Source organism: Psychrobacillus sp. FSL H8-0510, assembly GCF_038008345.1.
GTDB classification, from domain to species: domain Bacteria; phylum Bacillota; class Bacilli; order Bacillales_A; family Planococcaceae; genus Psychrobacillus; species Psychrobacillus psychrotolerans.
In genome coordinates this window covers 2,486,051-2,503,999 of sequence record NZ_JBBOYZ010000001.1, presented here as the reverse complement: position 1 = coordinate 2,503,999, position 17,949 = coordinate 2,486,051, and the positions used below count along the sequence as shown (strand labels likewise).

Annotated in this window: 17 protein-coding genes; 14 read left to right on the top strand and 3 right to left on the bottom strand. The window is 36.5% G+C overall.

Going from position 1 to position 17,949, the window contains the following annotated elements; translation table 11 throughout:
• Window positions 1-144: 144 nt before the first annotated feature.
• The 3 genes from MHI40_RS12645 (at window position 145) to MHI40_RS12635 (ending at window position 4,078) form a co-directional block, all read left to right on the top strand.
• Complete coding sequence (locus MHI40_RS12645; RefSeq protein WP_245762672.1) at window positions 145-1,086, top strand: class I SAM-dependent methyltransferase; 942 nt, start codon at window positions 145-147, stop codon at window positions 1,084-1,086.
• Between the two features lie 62 nt (window positions 1,087-1,148).
• Window positions 1,149-2,339, top strand: coding sequence for an acetate kinase (locus MHI40_RS12640; RefSeq protein WP_340762931.1), 1,191 nt, complete (start codon window positions 1,149-1,151; stop codon window positions 2,337-2,339).
• 605 nt (window positions 2,340-2,944) lie between these two features.
• Complete coding sequence (locus tag MHI40_RS12635) at window positions 2,945-4,078, top strand: restriction endonuclease (RefSeq protein WP_340762930.1); 1,134 nt, start codon at window positions 2,945-2,947, stop codon at window positions 4,076-4,078.
• A gap of 157 nt (window positions 4,079-4,235) precedes the next feature.
• On the opposite strand, the gene MHI40_RS12630 is transcribed toward MHI40_RS12635, so the two are convergent.
• Window positions 4,236-4,691 carry a universal stress protein gene (locus tag MHI40_RS12630; protein ID WP_093536879.1) on the bottom strand — a complete coding sequence of 152 codons (456 nt, stop codon included), beginning with the start codon at window positions 4,689-4,691 and terminating at the stop codon, window positions 4,236-4,238.
• Window positions 4,692-4,913: 222 nt separating this feature from the next.
• Here MHI40_RS12630 and ald point away from each other — a divergent pair, with 222 nt between their 5' ends.
• From ald to MHI40_RS12610, 4 genes are all read left to right on the top strand, one after another.
• On the top strand, window positions 4,914-6,029 hold the full coding sequence (gene ald / locus MHI40_RS12625; protein WP_093536880.1) for an alanine dehydrogenase: 1,116 nt from the start codon (window positions 4,914-4,916) through the stop codon (window positions 6,027-6,029).
• A gap of 65 nt (window positions 6,030-6,094) precedes the next feature.
• Window positions 6,095-6,451, top strand: coding sequence for a fluoride efflux transporter CrcB (gene crcB, locus MHI40_RS12620; RefSeq protein ID WP_340762929.1), 357 nt, complete (start codon window positions 6,095-6,097; stop codon window positions 6,449-6,451).
• Window positions 6,448-6,792 carry a fluoride efflux transporter FluC gene (locus MHI40_RS12615; protein ID WP_340762928.1) on the top strand — a complete coding sequence of 115 codons (345 nt, stop codon included), beginning with the start codon at window positions 6,448-6,450 and terminating at the stop codon, window positions 6,790-6,792. The genes crcB and MHI40_RS12615 overlap by 4 nt, the downstream gene beginning before the upstream one ends.
• A 31-nt stretch (window positions 6,793-6,823) precedes the next feature.
• Complete coding sequence (locus MHI40_RS12610) at window positions 6,824-7,579, top strand: YqjF family protein (protein ID WP_445678325.1); 756 nt, start codon at window positions 6,824-6,826, stop codon at window positions 7,577-7,579.
• 42 nt (window positions 7,580-7,621) lie between these two features.
• On the opposite strand, the gene MHI40_RS12605 is transcribed toward MHI40_RS12610, so the two are convergent.
• Window positions 7,622-8,713 carry a M24 family metallopeptidase gene (locus MHI40_RS12605; protein WP_340762927.1) on the bottom strand — a complete coding sequence of 364 codons (1,092 nt, stop codon included), beginning with the start codon at window positions 8,711-8,713 and terminating at the stop codon, window positions 7,622-7,624.
• 123 nt (window positions 8,714-8,836) lie between these two features.
• Between MHI40_RS12605 and MHI40_RS12600 the strand changes: the two genes are divergently transcribed.
• Window positions 8,837-9,526, top strand: a complete 690-nt coding sequence (locus MHI40_RS12600) for a metal-dependent hydrolase (protein WP_093536885.1) — start codon at window positions 8,837-8,839, stop codon at window positions 9,524-9,526.
• A gap of 55 nt (window positions 9,527-9,581) precedes the next feature.
• Entirely contained in the window at window positions 9,582-10,889 is a 1,308-nt protein-coding gene (locus MHI40_RS12595; RefSeq protein ID WP_093536886.1) for a DRTGG domain-containing protein, read from the top strand.
• A 70-nt stretch (window positions 10,890-10,959) separates the two neighbouring features.
• Here the strand turns inward: MHI40_RS12595 and MHI40_RS12590 are convergent, their stop codons facing one another.
• Complete coding sequence (locus tag MHI40_RS12590; RefSeq protein ID WP_093536887.1) at window positions 10,960-11,265, bottom strand: YtpI family protein; 306 nt, start codon at window positions 11,263-11,265, stop codon at window positions 10,960-10,962.
• A 95-nt stretch (window positions 11,266-11,360) separates the two neighbouring features.
• Between MHI40_RS12590 and MHI40_RS12585 the strand changes: the two genes are divergently transcribed.
• The 5 genes from MHI40_RS12585 (at window position 11,361) to accA (ending at window position 17,938) form a co-directional block, all read left to right on the top strand.
• The gene (locus MHI40_RS12585) at window positions 11,361-12,290 is read left to right on the top strand and encodes a DHH family phosphoesterase (RefSeq protein WP_340762925.1); all 930 of its coding nucleotides are present in this window, start codon (window positions 11,361-11,363) and stop codon (window positions 12,288-12,290) included.
• A gap of 14 nt (window positions 12,291-12,304) precedes the next feature.
• Entirely contained in the window at window positions 12,305-15,364 is a 3,060-nt protein-coding gene (gene dnaE / locus MHI40_RS12580; protein WP_340762924.1) for a DNA polymerase III subunit alpha, read from the top strand.
• Window positions 15,365-15,473: 109 nt separating this feature from the next.
• Entirely contained in the window at window positions 15,474-16,118 is a 645-nt protein-coding gene (locus MHI40_RS12575; RefSeq protein ID WP_093536890.1) for a FadR/GntR family transcriptional regulator, read from the top strand.
• Complete coding sequence (gene accD / locus MHI40_RS12570) at window positions 16,119-16,988, top strand: acetyl-CoA carboxylase, carboxyltransferase subunit beta (RefSeq protein WP_340762923.1); 870 nt, start codon at window positions 16,119-16,121, stop codon at window positions 16,986-16,988.
• Window positions 16,985-17,938, top strand: coding sequence for an acetyl-CoA carboxylase carboxyl transferase subunit alpha (accA, locus tag MHI40_RS12565; protein ID WP_340762921.1), 954 nt, complete (start codon window positions 16,985-16,987; stop codon window positions 17,936-17,938). The genes accD and accA overlap by 4 nt, the downstream gene beginning before the upstream one ends.
• Window positions 17,939-17,949: the final 11 nt, after the last annotated feature.

Here is a 17,949-nt window from a genome sequence, read left to right as displayed (position 1 = left end):
AAAAGCGCAAGCGCCTAGCGTTGCAAGTCTGAAGCGACTTGAAGGGTTAGGCGCAGGAGCTAGACAGATAAAGGGTAAAAAAGTATATACTTTCTTATCTTTAAAAAAATGCAAACCCACTCTGAAGAAGGAGTGGGTTTTACTATGAGGGATACTATGCATACACATGTAGAACAAATTTTTACGTTTATTGATCAAGAGAGTAATTATATTGAAAATGAAGCTTCTGCTACTTATTTAGAAGGTGTCGTTTATGCGTTAGAGCTATGGCTTAATGAAAAAAAAGTGCCATCTGTTCGGGACGCAGATAAAGAAGAAGTACGCAAAGCAATTCAATTAGCAATACTAAAAGGAATGAAGAAGTCCGTTCAGGTTAATCATCAAATGACTCCGGATGCGATAGGATTATTAGTAAGTTACTTTGTGAAAGAAATGACTAAGGATAGAAAAGAACTATCGATTTTAGATCCTGCCCTAGGAACAGGGAATTTGTTATTTACGATTATGAATGCACTACCAACGGAAAACTACGCATTTGGTGTAGAAATTGATGAGTTGTTAATTCAATTGGCTGCGCAAACTGGTGAGCTCCTTACACACGACGTACAGTTATTTAGACAAGATGCATTAAAGCCTCTTTTAATTGATCCTGTGGATATTGTAGTAAGTGATTTACCGGTTGGATATTATCCAGATTCGGAAACTTCGCAAGATTATTTCCTTCATAGTACGGAGGAAATGTCGTATGCCCATCACTTGTTTATGGAGCAGTCGATGAAACACGTTAAACCAGGTGGCTATCTTTTCTTCCTAGTACCAGATACTATATTTGAATCGAAACAAGCACCGAAGCTTCATGAATTCATCAAGGAAAATGGTTGGATTCAAGCAGTCATTCAATTTCCAACTTCTATTTTTAAAACAAAGGGACAAGAAAAAAGCTTGCTAATATTACAAAAGAAAAGCAGTGACTTAAAAGCGCCAAGAGAGGTTCTTTTAGCAAAAGTTCCAAACATGATGAACAAAGAATCTATGGAACTGTTTTTGAAAAAGGTCGAAATTTGGCAAGAAGAGAATACTAAGTGAGTTGCTAGCTCCTTCGTTGAACGGTACAATTAAAGTACTAGTTCAACGAAGGAGCGTTTTTTATGCCAATAATATTAGCTATAAATGCAGGAAGCTCTTCATTAAAATTCCAAGTTTTTGAAATGGTAGACGAACAAGTAATTGCTAAAGGATTAATAGAAAGAATTGGTCTAGGAAATCCAATTTTTACAATGACGACAAATGAGGAACGTATAAATATTATTGAACAGGTGGACAATCACGAACAAGCGGTAAAACTATTGATGTATATGTTAATTGAAAAGAATGTAATAGAATCGTTAGATGATATTGATGGAATTGGACACCGAGTTGTACATGGAGGAGAGGTTTACAGTGACTCTGTTTTAATAACAACTGAAGTATTAGAGAAGCTAGAAGAACTATCGGAGTTAGCGCCGCTTCATAATCCAGCGAACGTTACTGGTATAAAAGTATTTAAAAAAGAACTTCCTAATGTGCCAGCGGTTGCTGTTTTTGATACTGCTTTTCATCAAACGATGCCAGAAAGTTCTTATCTATATTCCATCCCATATAATTATTATGAAAAGTATGGTATTCGAAAATATGGTTTTCATGGGACTTCCCATAAGTATGTTTCAGAGAGAGCTGCAATTTTATTAAACAGACCTTTGGAAACAACTCGATTTATATCCTGTCATCTTGGCAATGGGGCAAGTATTGCGGCTATTCACCATGGTAAATCTATCGACACATCTATGGGGTTTACTCCGCTTGCAGGGGTAACAATGGGAACCAGGTCAGGTAATATAGATCCTGCTCTAATCCCTTATTTGATGGAGAAAACAGGGAAAGATGCAGAAGGTATTTTAGATATTTTAAATAAGAAATCAGGAATGCTAGGTGTTTCCGGATTCTCTAGTGATTTGCGTGATATCGTTACGGAAGCTACAAAAGGGAACGACCGGGCACAGTTAGCTTTAGATGTATTTGCTAATAGAATTCATAAGTACATCGGCTCCTATGCTGCACGTATGAATGGTGTGGATGCCATTATTTTCACTGCAGGAATCGGTGAAAATAGTGAGGTTATTCGTGAAAAAGTCTTAAAAGGACTGCAGTTTATGGGCGTGTATATGGATCCCGATCTAAATAAAATAAACGGAAAAGAAAATTTCATCAACTACCCGCATTCACCGGTTAAAGTGATAGTTATCCCGACAAACGAAGAGATTATGATTGCTAGAGATACGGTGAGAATAGCGGGATTGTAGCTAGAATGAGTGATTTCAAATTGTGTAAAGTTTAAATCCGGATAAATAAAGGATATAGAAGGTAATAGTTCTAGTAGTTATGCAATATACAAAAGTGAACTTTTAAAAATGAGAGTAGGCCTCATCAACTATATTTGATGAACTACTCCTTTTTATATTTGTTTTATCCCTAAGTAATATTTGATTAATTTAATAGACATTTATAGAAAATAATCTATATAAGTCAATGTAAAAAAGTGTAATCTTCCTAATATTGATTTCCTCTTCAGGCGGTTGCTTTCCGCGGGCACGGCTTCAATCTCCTCGTCACTGCGAAAACATATGCTCCTGCGGTTACTCGTCGCAAAGACATTGGTCAAAATAAAGTTTGCCCAATGTCTTTCCTGCGGGGCTTTCAGCTCGCGCTGTCCCGCTGGAGTCGCCGCCTTCCGCTCCAATCAAACGAATTGACTTTGTAATAAATAAAAATGAACTAGTTGAAAAATGGAATCTTGAAAACATAACCTTGAATATAAATTAGCAAAAGATTATTAGGCTATATGAAAGGTCAGGTGATAGACATGTTATAATTTTATTAAAATATGCAAATAAATGGAGATGTAATAGTGAGTAAAACTTATATTAATCAGAGTACATTATCTTCTAAATTAGGGTGGTCAGAGGCTACCGGCAGGAAATGGATTACTGAGTTTCAAGAATTTGTTCCGCCTAAAATGGTCGGCAAAAGTAAAATGTATGATGATAATGCGTATAAAGTTTTAGTTACCATAAAGCAACTTTCTGATAAAAAATTCACTAGAGGAAAAATATTAGAGATTTTTAAGGAAGAAGGCGTTCCTGAAACTGTAGATGAGGTAGAAAAAATAATTAAAGAATATTCAGTTTTAGACGAACTAGGACAAGCTCTAGTTGATTCAATCCCTTCATTAAAAGATCTTATTATTCCTTTATTGAATGTCATGAGGGATAGAAAACCCTTCATAGCATCAATGTTAAATAAAGGTGTTGCTGAGTATCTTTCACTAACTGATGATCAATTAAGTATTGCTTACCCTGAAAGTAAGGAAACTATTTTTACGTCTAGGATGAGGGCATCGAGGTTTTCTTTGCAAAAACAAAGTTATATTGAAGAAGTAAGTACTCATACTTATCAAATTACCAACGAAGGAATAGAACTATTAAATAATAACAACGTGGATATAAACGAAGAAATAGAAGAGTTAGAAAAGGTTATTGATCCTATTGAAGTCATTCAAGAAAATGTCGAGGAGATTGAAGAAGAACTTGTAAATAAGTTAGTGAATGAACTGAAAAAAGCTCACTGGAGAAGACTGGAAACAATTGTTGTTGAATTACTCACGGCGATGGGCTACGGAGATGGACAGGTTACACAAAGAACTAATGATGGTGGATTAGATGGAATAATCAAAGAAGACAAACTAGGTTTAGATAATATCTATGTTCAAGCAAAAAGATGGGAAAATACGGTTGGTAGACCGGAAGTTATGAGTTTTTCTGGAGCATTGGATGCGAAAGCAGCTAGAAAAGGCATTTTTATAACAACATCATCTTTTTCTAAAGGAGCAGAAGAATATGTTGAGCGTCTTGAATCTAAAAAAATTATATTAATTGGTGGAAGAAAACTTGCAAGACTAATGATAGAGAATGATATAGGAGTAAGTATAAAGAAAAAAATAGTTTTGAAAGAGATAGACTTTTCTTATTTTGATGGCGAGTAGCTGCGCATAGTGGGAGAAGCTAAACTGTTTGGGTATTAATGTATGTGTGAGTTAAAGAAGAATTAGATCATAGCATGGTAGAAGAAAAACAAAGTTTAAATAAAAAATGACTAAACGTGAGAAGTTTCACGTCTAGCCATTTTGTTAATCTATGAGTTTATACTTCTGGACGTTCTTCTGTACGTACTACTAATACGTCGCATGTAGCGGAACGTACGATATATTCGGATACACTACCGATCAAGAATCTTTCCATTGCATTTAAACCAGTCGCTCCACAGATGATAAGATCTGCTTCTACTTTTTTAGCAATGTCTTTAGAAATCATTGTTTTTGGTGAACCGTAATCCACAACAACATTTACATTTTGTACTCCAGCAGCAAGCGCTTCTTTTTTATATCCACCTAGTAAATCTTCTGCAAATGTTTGAGCTCTTTCAGCGATAGAGCGGTCATAAGCTTCAATTGCAGCGAATGAACGAGTATCGATAATATTAATAAGATTTAATGTTGCATTGTTACGTGCTGCAATAGAAACAGATTTTTTGAATGCATATTCCGCTTCTTTGGAACCATCGACTGCAACTAAAATTTGATTATATTTTAATGTCATTTTAAAAACCTCCTTGTTGGTTATATATATAGTATTCGAGATTGTTAGACATATTCCTTCTTTTTATTCATTTTAATTCTGTATATTAAGTCATATTTGTGAATACTTAAAATTGAAAATTAAATAGTTGCAGTATTTTAAATATATAAATGATAAAATGAATTTGTATGAAATATTGTGTCATCTTCATACCAACATGATTTACATAGGAGGATGCAAGAAATGCGTATTGGGATTCCAAAGGAAACAAAAAACAATGAAAATCGCGTAGCAATGACACCAGCTGGAGTAGTGAGTCTTACTCATTACCAACATGAAGTTTTTATCGAAACCGGAGCTGGGCTTGGGTCAAGCTTTACAGATGAGGACTATATTACTGCAGGTGCTAAAATTGTATCCACTGCAAAAGAAGCATGGGATCAGGAGATGGTCATGAAAGTAAAAGAACCTACTCATGCTGAATATGAGTTAATCCGTGAAGAGTCAATTCTTTTCACCTATTTACATCTAGCTCCTGAAGCGGATTTAACAAGAGTACTAATAGATAAAAAAGTTACAGCTATAGCATATGAAACAGTACAATTACCTAATAATACATTACCGTTGTTGTCTCCGATGAGTGAGGTTGCTGGCCGTATGGCAACTCAAATTGGTGCACAGTACTTAGAGCAAATACATGGTGGAAAAGGAATATTACTTGGTGGAGTTCCAGGAGTTCCTCGCGCAAAAGTAGCAATCATCGGTGGAGGGATTGCTGGGGCCAACGCAGCGCGTGTAGCTATTGGGATGGGAGCACAAGTAACGATCATCGATTTAAATCCGGATCGTCTTCGTCAATTAGAGGATATCTTTGGGTCAAGCATCCAAACATTAATTTCTAGTCCATATAATATTGCAGAGGCAGTTAAGGAAGCAGATTTAGTAATTGGGTGTGTATTAATTCCCGGTGCAAAAGCTCCGAAATTAGTAACAGAAGAAATGATTAAAACGATGTCTCCTGGTTCTGTCGTAATTGATATTGCTATCGATCAAGGTGGAATTTTCGAAACTTCTGATCGCATCACAACACATGATAATCCAACATATGAAAAACATGGGGTAGTACATTATGCTGTAGCAAATATGCCTGGAGCGGTTCCAAGAACTTCTACAATGGCGCTTTTAAATGCTACAATTCCGTATGCGTTACAAATTGCCAACAAAGGCTATAAACAAGCATGTCTAGACAACCTGTCGCTTCAAAAAGGACTTAACACTTTAGCGGGACATGTTACTTTTAAAGCGGTTGCAGAAGCACAAGATTTACCTTATGTAGATGTAGCTACACTTTTAAAATAATATGATAAAATCATCACTCAAAGCAATTATGCTTTGAGTGATTTCTAGTTAATGGGGCGATATTATTGATATATTTATACATAGGACTTGCAGGTTCGTTAGGGGCGGTTGCAAGGTATGCCATTAGTATTATTATAGTACATGATTCAGGTTTTCCATTTTCAACTTTACTGGTAAACTTGATTGGATGTTATGCATTGGCATATCTAATGTCTAGAAGGCTCCGATTTTCGAGTAAGCTAAAGTCTGCCATCAGTACAGGTTTTCTCGGATCTTTTACAACTTTTTCAGCATTCAGTGTGGAAACGATCACGATGATAGAAGCTAACCAAATTGGTATTGCCATTCTTTATATGACAGTAAGTATTGTAGGTGGAATTATGATGAGCAATCTTGGGTGGAAAAAAGAGGTGGGACCATGAGTTTCATCTTAGTTGGTATTGCGGGATTTATCGGTGCTAATCTACGATATATCCTTTCCAAAAAACTAAACAAAAGCGCAAGTGGTTCTTTCCCATTTGGTACACTATTAGTTAATTTAGTAGGGGCATTTTTGCTTGGTTTATTGGTAGGTAGTCAAGCGGGAGAAACTTATATGGTTTTTATTGGATCAGGATTACTAGGTTCTCTGACGACTTTCTCTACATTAAATAAAGAACTATATTCCTTGCAAAAATATCCTAAAATTTGGCTTATGTATTTTCTTATTACTTATGTAGGGGGCTTAGTTTTTGCATATGTTGGATACTTACTATTTTTGTGAAGATATCATTTCGGAATAGGAGCTATTAATAATGACAGATTATAAACAATCCAAAGAAACGAGCTGGGATGATGGACACAGATTATGGCCATTGCCAAATATGCCTTGGACAATGAAACAAACTTGGAATGATTTGCTTTTTGCTCATTTTCCAGTTAATTTTAATGTCTTACGAAAACTAGTTCCTAACATATTCCCATTGGACACTTATGATGGCGTGTGTTGGGTCGGAGTAGTACCATTCCATATGACAGATATTCGATTACGTGGATTACCTCCTATTCCAGGAACTGATAAATTTCCAGAGTTGAATGTTCGAACATATGTAACAATCGATGGTAAACCAGGAGTATATTTTTTTAGTTTGGACGCCACTAATCTACTTGCGATAAAAGTTGCTAGAACTTTTTATCACTTACCATATGTTCGTGCAAATATGAAGGTCGAAAAGCAAGGGGATATGATTGAATATGAGAGTGTAAGAAAATCTGAGGATGCTCGGTTTGTAGCAGATTATCGTCCAGTAGCTGAGAAATATTTTGCAGAAAAAGGTTCTTTCGAAGAGTGGCTCGTGGAACGTTACTGCTTATATACATTAAACCCCAAAGGAGTTCCATTGCGATGTGACATTTTACATCACCCATGGGAACTTCAACAGGCAGAAGCAAATATTAAAGAAAATACAATGCTTAGTAGTCGAGGTATTGTTGTAGAGAATGACAGTGTAGTCCTGCATTATTCAAAACAGATCGAGGTAAGAATGTGGCCGCTTGTTAAAGCATTTTAAAAAAACAAAGCACTGCATGTTCGCAGTGCTTTGATAGATATCTTATAAAATTTGTAATTCTTTCGGAAACTTCGTTAACACTTCAACGCCACTTTCTGTCACTACTACATCATCTTCAATACGAACGCCTGTAATATCAGGATGATATATTCCAGGTTCGATTGTAAATACCATTCCTTTTTCTAGCTTCATGTCATTCACACCAGTTATCGAAGGGAATTCATGGACAGAAATTCCAAGTCCATGTCCTAGACGATGGGTAAAGTATTCTCCGTAACCAGCTTCTGTAATAATATCTCTTGCAGTTTTATCAAGCGCCATAGCAGTAACGCCTGGTTTTACTGCCGCCACCGCAGCTTCTTCTGCACGACGTACTGTTTCATAAATTTCGCGTTTGTCTGGAGAAGGTTCTCCAAATGCTACTGTACGCGTAATATCTGAGCAATAGCCGTTATACACTACGCCTAAGTCAAAAAGAATGAAATCTCCTTTTTGGATTTTACGGTCACCAGGAGTTCCGTGAGGTGAAGCTGTTTTAGGACCACTCAACACCATTGTGTCAAATGACATCTGTGCAGCTCCTTTTTCTTTTACGGCCAATTCAATAGCATTTAAAATTTCAATCTCCGTTTTACCTTCTGCAATTTCCTTGCAACCAACTTCAATTGCATAGTCCGCAAGCTCGGCCGCTTTACGCATATTGACTAATTCTGCTTCAGACTTAATAACACGTAGGTCATTGATTTTTTCGTCGATTCTAGAAACTTGCAGATTTGAAAGTCGTTCTTCTAGTGCTTCTAATCTTTCAACTGTCATATGTGATTTCTCAACCGCTAGGCTTTGAATATTACTAGCCGTTTCATTCATTTTTTGTACTAAGATATCCCATGCGTTGTCCGTGTCTTGATGTCCAATTATTTCTCCATTCCAACCTGCTGCTTTTGCATCTGGAATTTCCATTTTAGGACAAATGATAAACGGTGCAGCTTCCTTGAAGACGGCTACACCTAAAAGACGCTCATGGGGATTGCTTTTAAATCCAGTAAAATAAAAAACGTTATCTGGAGTAGTGATAAATGCTGCATCAATTTGATGTGTTTGTAGATAGGATTGTATTTTTTCTGTTTGATTCATATGGGCACCTCTTTTAAATTTAATACTATAAGCATATCAGAATAAAGGATTTCTGACATCTACGTTGAATGAATTATAAGGAGTACTACTTTTAAATAATGATTCAAAAGGAGAGAACACAATATGGAAATCAGCTATCACGGACATTCGGTAGTTAAAATTATGACCGATACACACACAATCTTAATAGATCCTTTTATCACCGGAAATGGACAAACTGATTTAGACGCGGCCAAAGAGAAAGTAGATGTAATTTTAGTGACGCATGGTCACAATGATCATTTAGGAGATACAGTAGACCTGGCAAAAAGAAATAATGCCACGGTAATCGCAACATTTGAACTTGCCAATTATGTAGAATCATTCGGCATTAATGTGCATGCCATGGGAATAGGTGGATCTTATGATTTTGAATTTGGAACAGTAAAATTCACGCAAGCATTTCATAGTAGCTCGTTTACAACAGAAGATGGAGAAATTATTTACGGCGGAATGCCTGCTGGAGTACTTTTCACATCGGAGGGCAAAACTATCTATCACGCAGGCGATACGGCTTTGTTTGGAGATATGAAACTAATCGGTGAACGCAATAATATAGATGTTGCATTCCTTCCAATTGGAGATAATTTTACAATGGGTCCAGAGGATGCAGCATACGCGGTACAGCTACTAAAACCTCAAATTGTTGTACCGGTACATTATAATACGTTTCCACCTATAAAACAGGATCCTCAAATATTTAAGAACCTTGTAGAAACTGCAGAAGTACAAGTGTTGAGTGCTGGTGATTACGTTCAATGGATTCGTGACTAGAAAATAAGGCTTATGTGGTACAATAAACGTATAATAATCGTTTGGATGTGACTACATGACAACAAAACATGAACAGATACTAGCATATATAGAAAAACTTCCAGTAGGCGATAAAATATCCGTTAGACAAATTGCAAAGGATTTAACTGTCAGTGAAGGGACAGCCTATCGTGCGATTAAAGAGGCAGAAACGAGAAGAATAGTCAGCACTATTGAACGAGTAGGGACAATTCGCATCGAGCTAAAGAAAAAAGAAAATTTCGAGCGTTTAACCTATGCAGAAGTAGTAAATATTGTGGATGGTCAAGTATTGGGTGGAAAAACCGGATTGCACAAAACGTTAAACAAGTTTGTGATTGGGGCAATGCAACTAGAAGACATGATGCGGTATGTAGAGCCGAGCAATCTGTTAATAGCAGGGAATCGATTAAAGGTTCATGAGACTGCGTTACAAGCCGGTGCTGCAGTTCTTGTTACAGGTGGATTTGATGTAACTGAGAACACAAAAAGATTAGCGGACGAACTAGAGCTTCCCGTTATTTCTACCAGTTATGATACATTCACTGTGGCGACAATGATCAATCGTGCAATTGATGATCAACTCATAAAAAAAGATGTGTTATTAATCGAAGATATATATGTTCCGCTACAAGAAACGTCGTATTTATACGCTACTGATCAAGTGAAACAATACCGAGTACTAAATAATAGTACAACGCACGGTGTTTTCCCAGTAGTGGATGCGTCGAAGAAATTAGTAGGAATAATAACAGCTAGAGATGTCATTGGTAAATCTAACAATGAACCGATTGAAAAAGTTATGACGAAAAATCCTATTTCCGTCACGATGAAAACAAGTGTATCGTCAGCAAGTCATCGAATGATTTGGGAAGGTGTAGACCTTTTACCTGTTGTGCGAGATACCAATTATTTGGAGGGTGTCATCAGTAGACAAGATGTCTTAAAAGCATTACAGGCTGCAGCTCGACAACCACAAAATGGCGAAACGATAGATGATATTGTTAAACAGCAAATAAAAATTATTTCTACAGAGGATTTTATATTTGAATTTGTCGTTACACCTCAAATGACGGATCATTACGGTGCTATGTCCAATGGAGCTTTTACGATATTAGTAACGGAAACAGGGGCACAAACATTGAAAATTCGTAAACGTGGGGAAAGTGTCGTTGAGAATATGACCATCTTCTATACGAAACCAATTCAGCTTGAAAGTATTCTACGCATTCAAGCGAAAGTATTAGAACTGAGCAGAAAAGTTGCGAAGATGGATATCGAAATCTTTAATGATAAATTACTAGTAGGAAAAGCTATGGTCACTTATCAGTTATTAGAAAGATAAGCATTTCAAACTTTTTTTGTAATTGGTTCTAGTCATAGGACAAAAAAATGATGCAGCTAATTTAGCTGCATCATTGATTTATAGATAATTCTTCTTTTACAAATTGCCCGTAGTGTTTGGCTACTTTTACATTGTGATATGTGAAATAAGCTCCAAGTAAAATAAACAGACCGGCAACGACATATGTTATAGAAGATTGATAAACGATTAGAAAGTTAATACCAAAAAACAATAAAAATGCTCCTAGACATACGGAAGCTTTTGCGCCAAGCCATTTTTTGCGTATTGGCAGTGGTGTACGGAATTGCTTCGTTTTAAAATAAAAATACCAAACAAATGTAACTACTATAACTGCTACTAATAGTATATTAAGCATAATGACCCTCCATCTAAAAGTTAAGCTGTTATCTATTGTAAAGGGAAAAGTGGAAAAATGCGAATAGAAAAAACAGACAAGCGAGGTTATATGGGATGAAAAGACAAATCATAGACACAATCGAGAAGTACGAAAAAATTATATTGCATCGGCATGTTAGGCCCGATCCAGATGCCTATGGTTCCCAAATAGGATTAAAAGAACTCATTCAGCTAAATTATCCATCGAAAAAAGTCTTTGCCACTGGAACCCATGATGAAACGCTAAATTTCCTAGCTCACCCTGACGAGGTTTCTGATGAGGACTTTCAGGATGCTTTAATCATTGTCACAGATACAGCAAATACCGAAAGAATTGATGATGACCGATATAAATTAGGAAGTTATATTGTGAAGATAGATCATCATCCTAATGATGATGCTTATGGCGATTTACTATGGGTAAATACAGAGGCGAGTTCGGTAAGTGAAATGATCTGTGAACTATTCGAAGAAGCAAAAAACTATAAACAGTGGAAAATGGATGCGTCCATTGCACGATTATTATTTGCAGGAATAGTAGGAGACACAGGTAGATTCATGTTCCAAAGTACAACTAAACAGACAATGGATTTTGCAGGAGAATTACTTACATATGGTTTTGATAGTACGAAGTTATTTAATGGCATGTATGAAGTCGAACGGAATCTTCTTCAGCTAAAAGGCTATGTATATGCTAATTTTGAAATGGATGAAACTGGTGTAGGTCATATTAAACTTACGAGAGAAATTCTACAAAAGTATCAAGTCGACCAATCAGAAGCATCCTTACTGGTTAGTGCATTAGCTGATGTAAAGGGCATGAAATGCTGGGTTTTCTTTATAGAAGATTCTTCAGAAATTCGAGTTCGACTGCGTTCAAAAGGTCCGGTTATTAATGGAATAGCCAAAAAGTATGGTGGCGGAGGACATCCACTTGCCTCGGGAGCTGCTGTAAAGACATGGGAAGAAGCTGCATTAGTAATAGAAGATTTAAAAAAGCTGTAAATTGAGGTGTTAATATGAAAACAGTATATCCACAAATTGTGACATCGGCGGATATGCTGAAAAGCACAATTCAGTTGGAACAACTTATACAAAAGTTAAAACAAAATAATGCAGGGGCAGCAGCCATTACAAATAGTAGATTGTATGGTTTACTGCCTTTTTGGCATGCATTACATGCACAACAGATTAAAGCCGTACTTGGTCTCACTGTTAATGTACAACTTGAAACTGGTATTGTAAGTTTGGTGCTCTATGCAAAAGATAATAATGGATATGAAAATTTGCTGAAAATATCGAGCAGTATCGAGACAAGAGAAATTACAGTGCTCCCCAAAAGATGGTTAGAAGCATATAAGAATGGATTAATCGCTGTCTACAAAGGAGAGTCTTCCACAGAGCTTGAGCTGCTTAGCGAATTACAGATGATTTTTGGGAATGGTCAATTTTATCTAGCAATAGAACGCCCAAATGGGAAAAAAATGGAGCATGAAGAAACCATCATCCAGTACAGTGAACAGTTAACTATACCTATTACTGCTTTCCATATGAGTCGATACATAGAAAAAGAAGATGCTTTTGCATATGAAGTGTTAAATGCAATGGATCAATCACTTAAAATGAATGATCACACTCGCTTAAAACCATCTACAGACTCCCTTCACATACTTTCTAGTGAGGAATGGAGTGAATGGTTTTTTGATTCCCCATCATGGATTGAAAACACGGAGCGAATGCTAAATAGTTGTAATGTCTCTATTGAAAAGTCTGCTTCTATTATGCCTAAGTACCCATTACCCGAAACGAAAAATTCTAAGGATTACTTAAGAGAACTTTGTGAAGAGGGATTGAATAAACGGATAAAAGAAATTACGAAGCCATATGTTGAACGTTTAAATTACGAACTGTCCATTATTAACCAAATGCATTATGAGGATTATTTTTTAATCGTTCAGGACTTCATGAAATTTTCAAAACAACAAAATATATTAACTGGACCTGGCCGTGGGTCTTCTGCCAGTTCACTAGTAGCATTTTCTTTGAATATAACAGATATAGATCCCCTGCGATATGGTTTACTATTTGAACGATTCTTAAATCCTGAACGTATCACAATGCCGGATATTGACATCGATTTTGCAGATTCTAGAAGGATGGAAGTTATTCAATATGTCGTAAAGAAATATGGCCAGAACTATGTTTCTCAAATAATTACATTTGGTACATTGTCTGCAAAAGCAGCAGCAAGAGAGGTTGCTAGAGTGTTTGGATTTGAATCTACCACTTTAGAAGCTATTTCTTCTTTCATACCCGCAAAGCCTGGGATCACGTTAAAAGAAGCATTTGATATGTCTGAGAAATTACGTGAATTTATACAAACAGAGGATATCCGAAAAAAATGGTTTCAGGTGGCACTAGCTTTAGAGGGGTTACCTAGAAATGCCTCCACACACGCAGCGGGTATAGTATTATCACCAGTGTCTCTAGTAGATGTTATCCCTATTCAAAGTGGGCATGAGGATATCTATTTGACCCAATGGCCAATGAAAGAAGTAGAACAAGTCGGCTTACTTAAAATGGATTTTTTAGGGTTGCGAAATTTGACGATTATTGAAAGAATTTTAAAGATCATTAATTATGGACAAACTGACCCATTCAAGTTAGCGGAAATACCGCTCCATGATGAACTGACCTTTCAGTTATTGCAGCAAGGGGATACTACGGGGGTATTTCAATTAGAATCGGCAGGAATGCGTCAAGCCCTTAAACAAATCAATCCAACTAAGTTTGAAGATGTTGTTGCAGTGAATGCACTATTCCGACCAGGGCCAATGGATAGCATTCCTTTATACGCCAAGCGAAAAGCTGGTCAAGCACCAGTAACGTATGAACATCCCATATTAGAGCCAATCTTAAAAGAAACATATGGCATTATTGTTTACCAGGAGCAAATAATGCAAATTGCTTCCAAAATGGCTGGCTTTACATTCGGGGAAGCTGATTTGTTACGCAGAGCTGTGAGCAAAAAAAATCGAGAAGTCTTACAAAGTGAACGTGTACACTTTGTTCAAAAAGCAATTCAAGAAGGGCATTCAGATCAGTCTGCGACAGCAGTTTATGATTTAATCGTCCGATTTGCTGACTATGGTTTTCCAAAAAGTCATGCTGTCGCCTATAGTGTAATTTCTTTTCAAATGGCGTATTTAAAAGCCCATTTCCCTGTAGCATTTTATAGTGCACTATTAAGCATTGCTACAGGAAACCAAGTGAAAATTAATGAACTAATGATGGAAATGAGACAAAAAGACATGGTTATTCTCGCTCCATCTATATTTAGTAGTCAACGCTTTTTCACAGTGGAAAGCGGAGGTATTCGTTTCGGTTTACAAGCTATAAAAGGCGTTTCCCATAATTTTATTCAAAAATTATTACAACAACGCAGAGAAAGAGAATCACAGTGGGAAGATATTTTTGAACTTGCCTCCGATTTATCTGCAGTCTATTTTACTAGAAAAAATGTAGAACCATTGATCAAAGCTGGGGCTTTAGATGAATTTGGTTACGATAGAGCCACTCTATTATCGACTTTAGATGCAGCTGTTAAATATGCTGAATTGATAAGTCCTACAGAAGAATCTGATTTGTTTGGTGGAGATGCTTCTCATTTTGGAAAGTCTAAACATATTAAATCCGAACCACTTCCAATAATGGAGAAATTGCAATTTGAGAAAGAAGTTTTGGGTCAATACTTTTCGGAGCATCCTACTGTATCTAAAAAGAAAATGTTAAATGATAAACTCGTTGATATTTGGGATGTTTTGCAGGCAACAAAAGATATCCAAGTGAAAATAGTTGGAATTATTCAAGACATAAAACGTATTCGGACAAAAAAAGGAGAAGCAATGGCTTTTCTAACAGTACAGGATGATACGGGTAGTCTATCGGTAACGTTATTTCCAGAGGAATATGCAAAGTTCAACGCATTATTAAAAGAGCAAGAGATGCTCGTTATTTCAGGGAAGTCAGAACGTAGAAATGGTCGTTCACAAATCATTACTAAATATATAGAGAACTAAGCTGCATAGATTATTATGCAGTTTTTTCTTTACGTTTGAACAAATCTTTTGTATGCTAATAATTATGAGTGGTCTGACCACTTTGTAATTTATGGAAGAGTGAGGCGTAATGGACCAAACGAATAATCCTAAAAAAATGTTTTTAGAAATTGTAAAGCAGTTGAGACAGCTCATTGCAGATGAAAATGTTTCCGTTGGTGGTAAATTGCCATCTGAAAGGGAACTAGCTGAGCGACTTCAAGTAGGTAGGTCAACCGTTAGGGAAGCGCTGAGGAGCTTAGAATTACTCGGTTTAATAGAAACACGCCGAGGAGAAGGTACCTTTTTATCGGATTATCGAAAGCATCGGCTAGTCGAGCTGTTATCTACATTTATCCTTCAAGAATCTAAATCGAAGGAAGATGTGCATACAACGCGAGAAGCATTAGAGAAGGATGCAATTCATACAATTTGTATGTCCAAGAGGCTTTACGCGCTACATATATGGGATGCCTTTAAAGAAAAACTGATAGAAGAAGACGTAGTTCGTGAAGATATTATTCGAGAGATTATTATCATTTCCGATAATCGATTAGGTTTAAAAATATGGTTTTTATTAAAACAGTTTGCAGGAGAGCCTTACCAAGAAAATATGAGTTTAGAAGAGAAAACTATTTGGATTCAGCTTTTGATGGCTTTGCAAAATGGAGAACAACAACAAGCGTTATCTCTTTATAATGAATGGCTCTTGTTGCTTAATAGGGGAGATGTATAAATGAGTATTCGAGATATATTTAGAAAAAATCAAAAGAAAAGATATGCAACTATACCGACTGAAAAAGCAAAAAACGATGTACCAGAAGGCATAATGATGAAATGCCCTGAGTGTAGAAAAAATGTATTTACAAAAGACTTGATGAAGAATTTAAAGGTTTGTCCTACTTGTGATCACCATATGAAAATGACTGCATGGGAGAGAGTAGACATATTTTTAGATGAAGATTCATTTGTATCAATGGATGATCATTTAGAAACAGTTAATCCATTGAATTTCCCAAGTTATACGGAAAAGATAAAAGCAGATGGACAAAAGACGGGATTAAATGAGGCTGTTCTTACTGGAATTGGAAAGTTAGATGGTCAACAGGTCGCCGTAGCGATTATGGATTCACATTTCCGAATGGGATCAATGGGCTCAGTAGTAGGAGAAAAAATTACAAGAGCTGTGGAGAAAGCGACAGAGCTAGGAATTCCTTTTATTATTTACACTGCAAGTGGAGGAGCGAGAATGCAAGAAGGCGTTCTGTCCTTAATGCAAATGGCGAAAACTTCTGTTGCCTTGAGAAGACACAGTGATCATGGACTACTTTATATTTCTATTCTTACCCATCCTACAACGGGTGGAGTTTCTGCGAGCTTTGCTTCGGTAGGTGATATTAACATCGCTGAACCTAAAGCTTTAATCGGGTTTGCTGGTAGACGGGTGATTGAACAAACAGTTCGAGAAAAACTGCCAGAGGATTTTCAAACAGCTGAGTTTTTAATGAATCATGGTCAGCTAGATGCCATTATTCATCGTAAAGAGATGCGAGAAAAAGTAGCTTCCATCGTCCATCTTCATACGACTAAGGAGGTCACAAAATGATAAAAGTACTACCTTTTGAAGAACCAATAGTCCAATTAAAAACAAAAATAGAAGAGTTAAAAGAATATACAGCTAGTGCTGATGTAGATATGTCAGCTGAAATCATTCATCTAGAAGCTAGACTTAAGAAGTTAGAACATGAAATCTATGAAAATATGGAGCCTTGGGACCGTGTTCAGGTCGCTCGTCATCCGAGTCGTCCTACTACAAGAGATTATATTCAATTATTATGTACAGACTTTATGGAACTCCATGGAGATCGACTTTACGGAGACGATGCAGCGATTATTGGGGGAATTGCCTTATTTGAAGGAAGACCAATAACAATTATTGGACATCAAAGAGGGATAGATACAAAAGAGAACATTAAACGTAATTTTGGTATGCCACATCCAGAGGGGTATCGTAAAGCATTACGATTAATGAAACAAGCAGAAAAGTTTAAGCGCCCCATTATATGTATGATTGATACGAAAGGTGCTTATCCTGGGAAAGCTGCGGAAGAACGTGGACAAAGTGAAGCAATAGCTAGAAACTTAGTGGAGATGGCTGGTTTAAAAGTACCAGTAATAAGTATTGTTATTGGAGAAGGTGGTAGTGGAGGAGCTTTAGCATTAGGTGTGGCTAATCATATTCATATGCTAGAAAACTCAACGTATTCGGTTATTTCTCCTGAAGGAGCAGCATCTATTCTTTGGAAGGATGCATCTTTGGCGAAACAAGCTGCAGAAGCGATGAAAATTACAGCTCCAGACTTAAAGAAGATGGAGATTATTGATACTGTCATCCAAGAAGTCCATGGGGGAGCTCATAAAAATATAGAAGCACAAGCGGAATATATGAAGGAAACCCTTATTAACTCATTGAAAGAATTAGAGAAATTAACTCCCGATGAGCTAATCGAAAATAGATATATTAAGTTCAAAAATATTGGAGAATTTAATGAATAAAATGCGTCAAG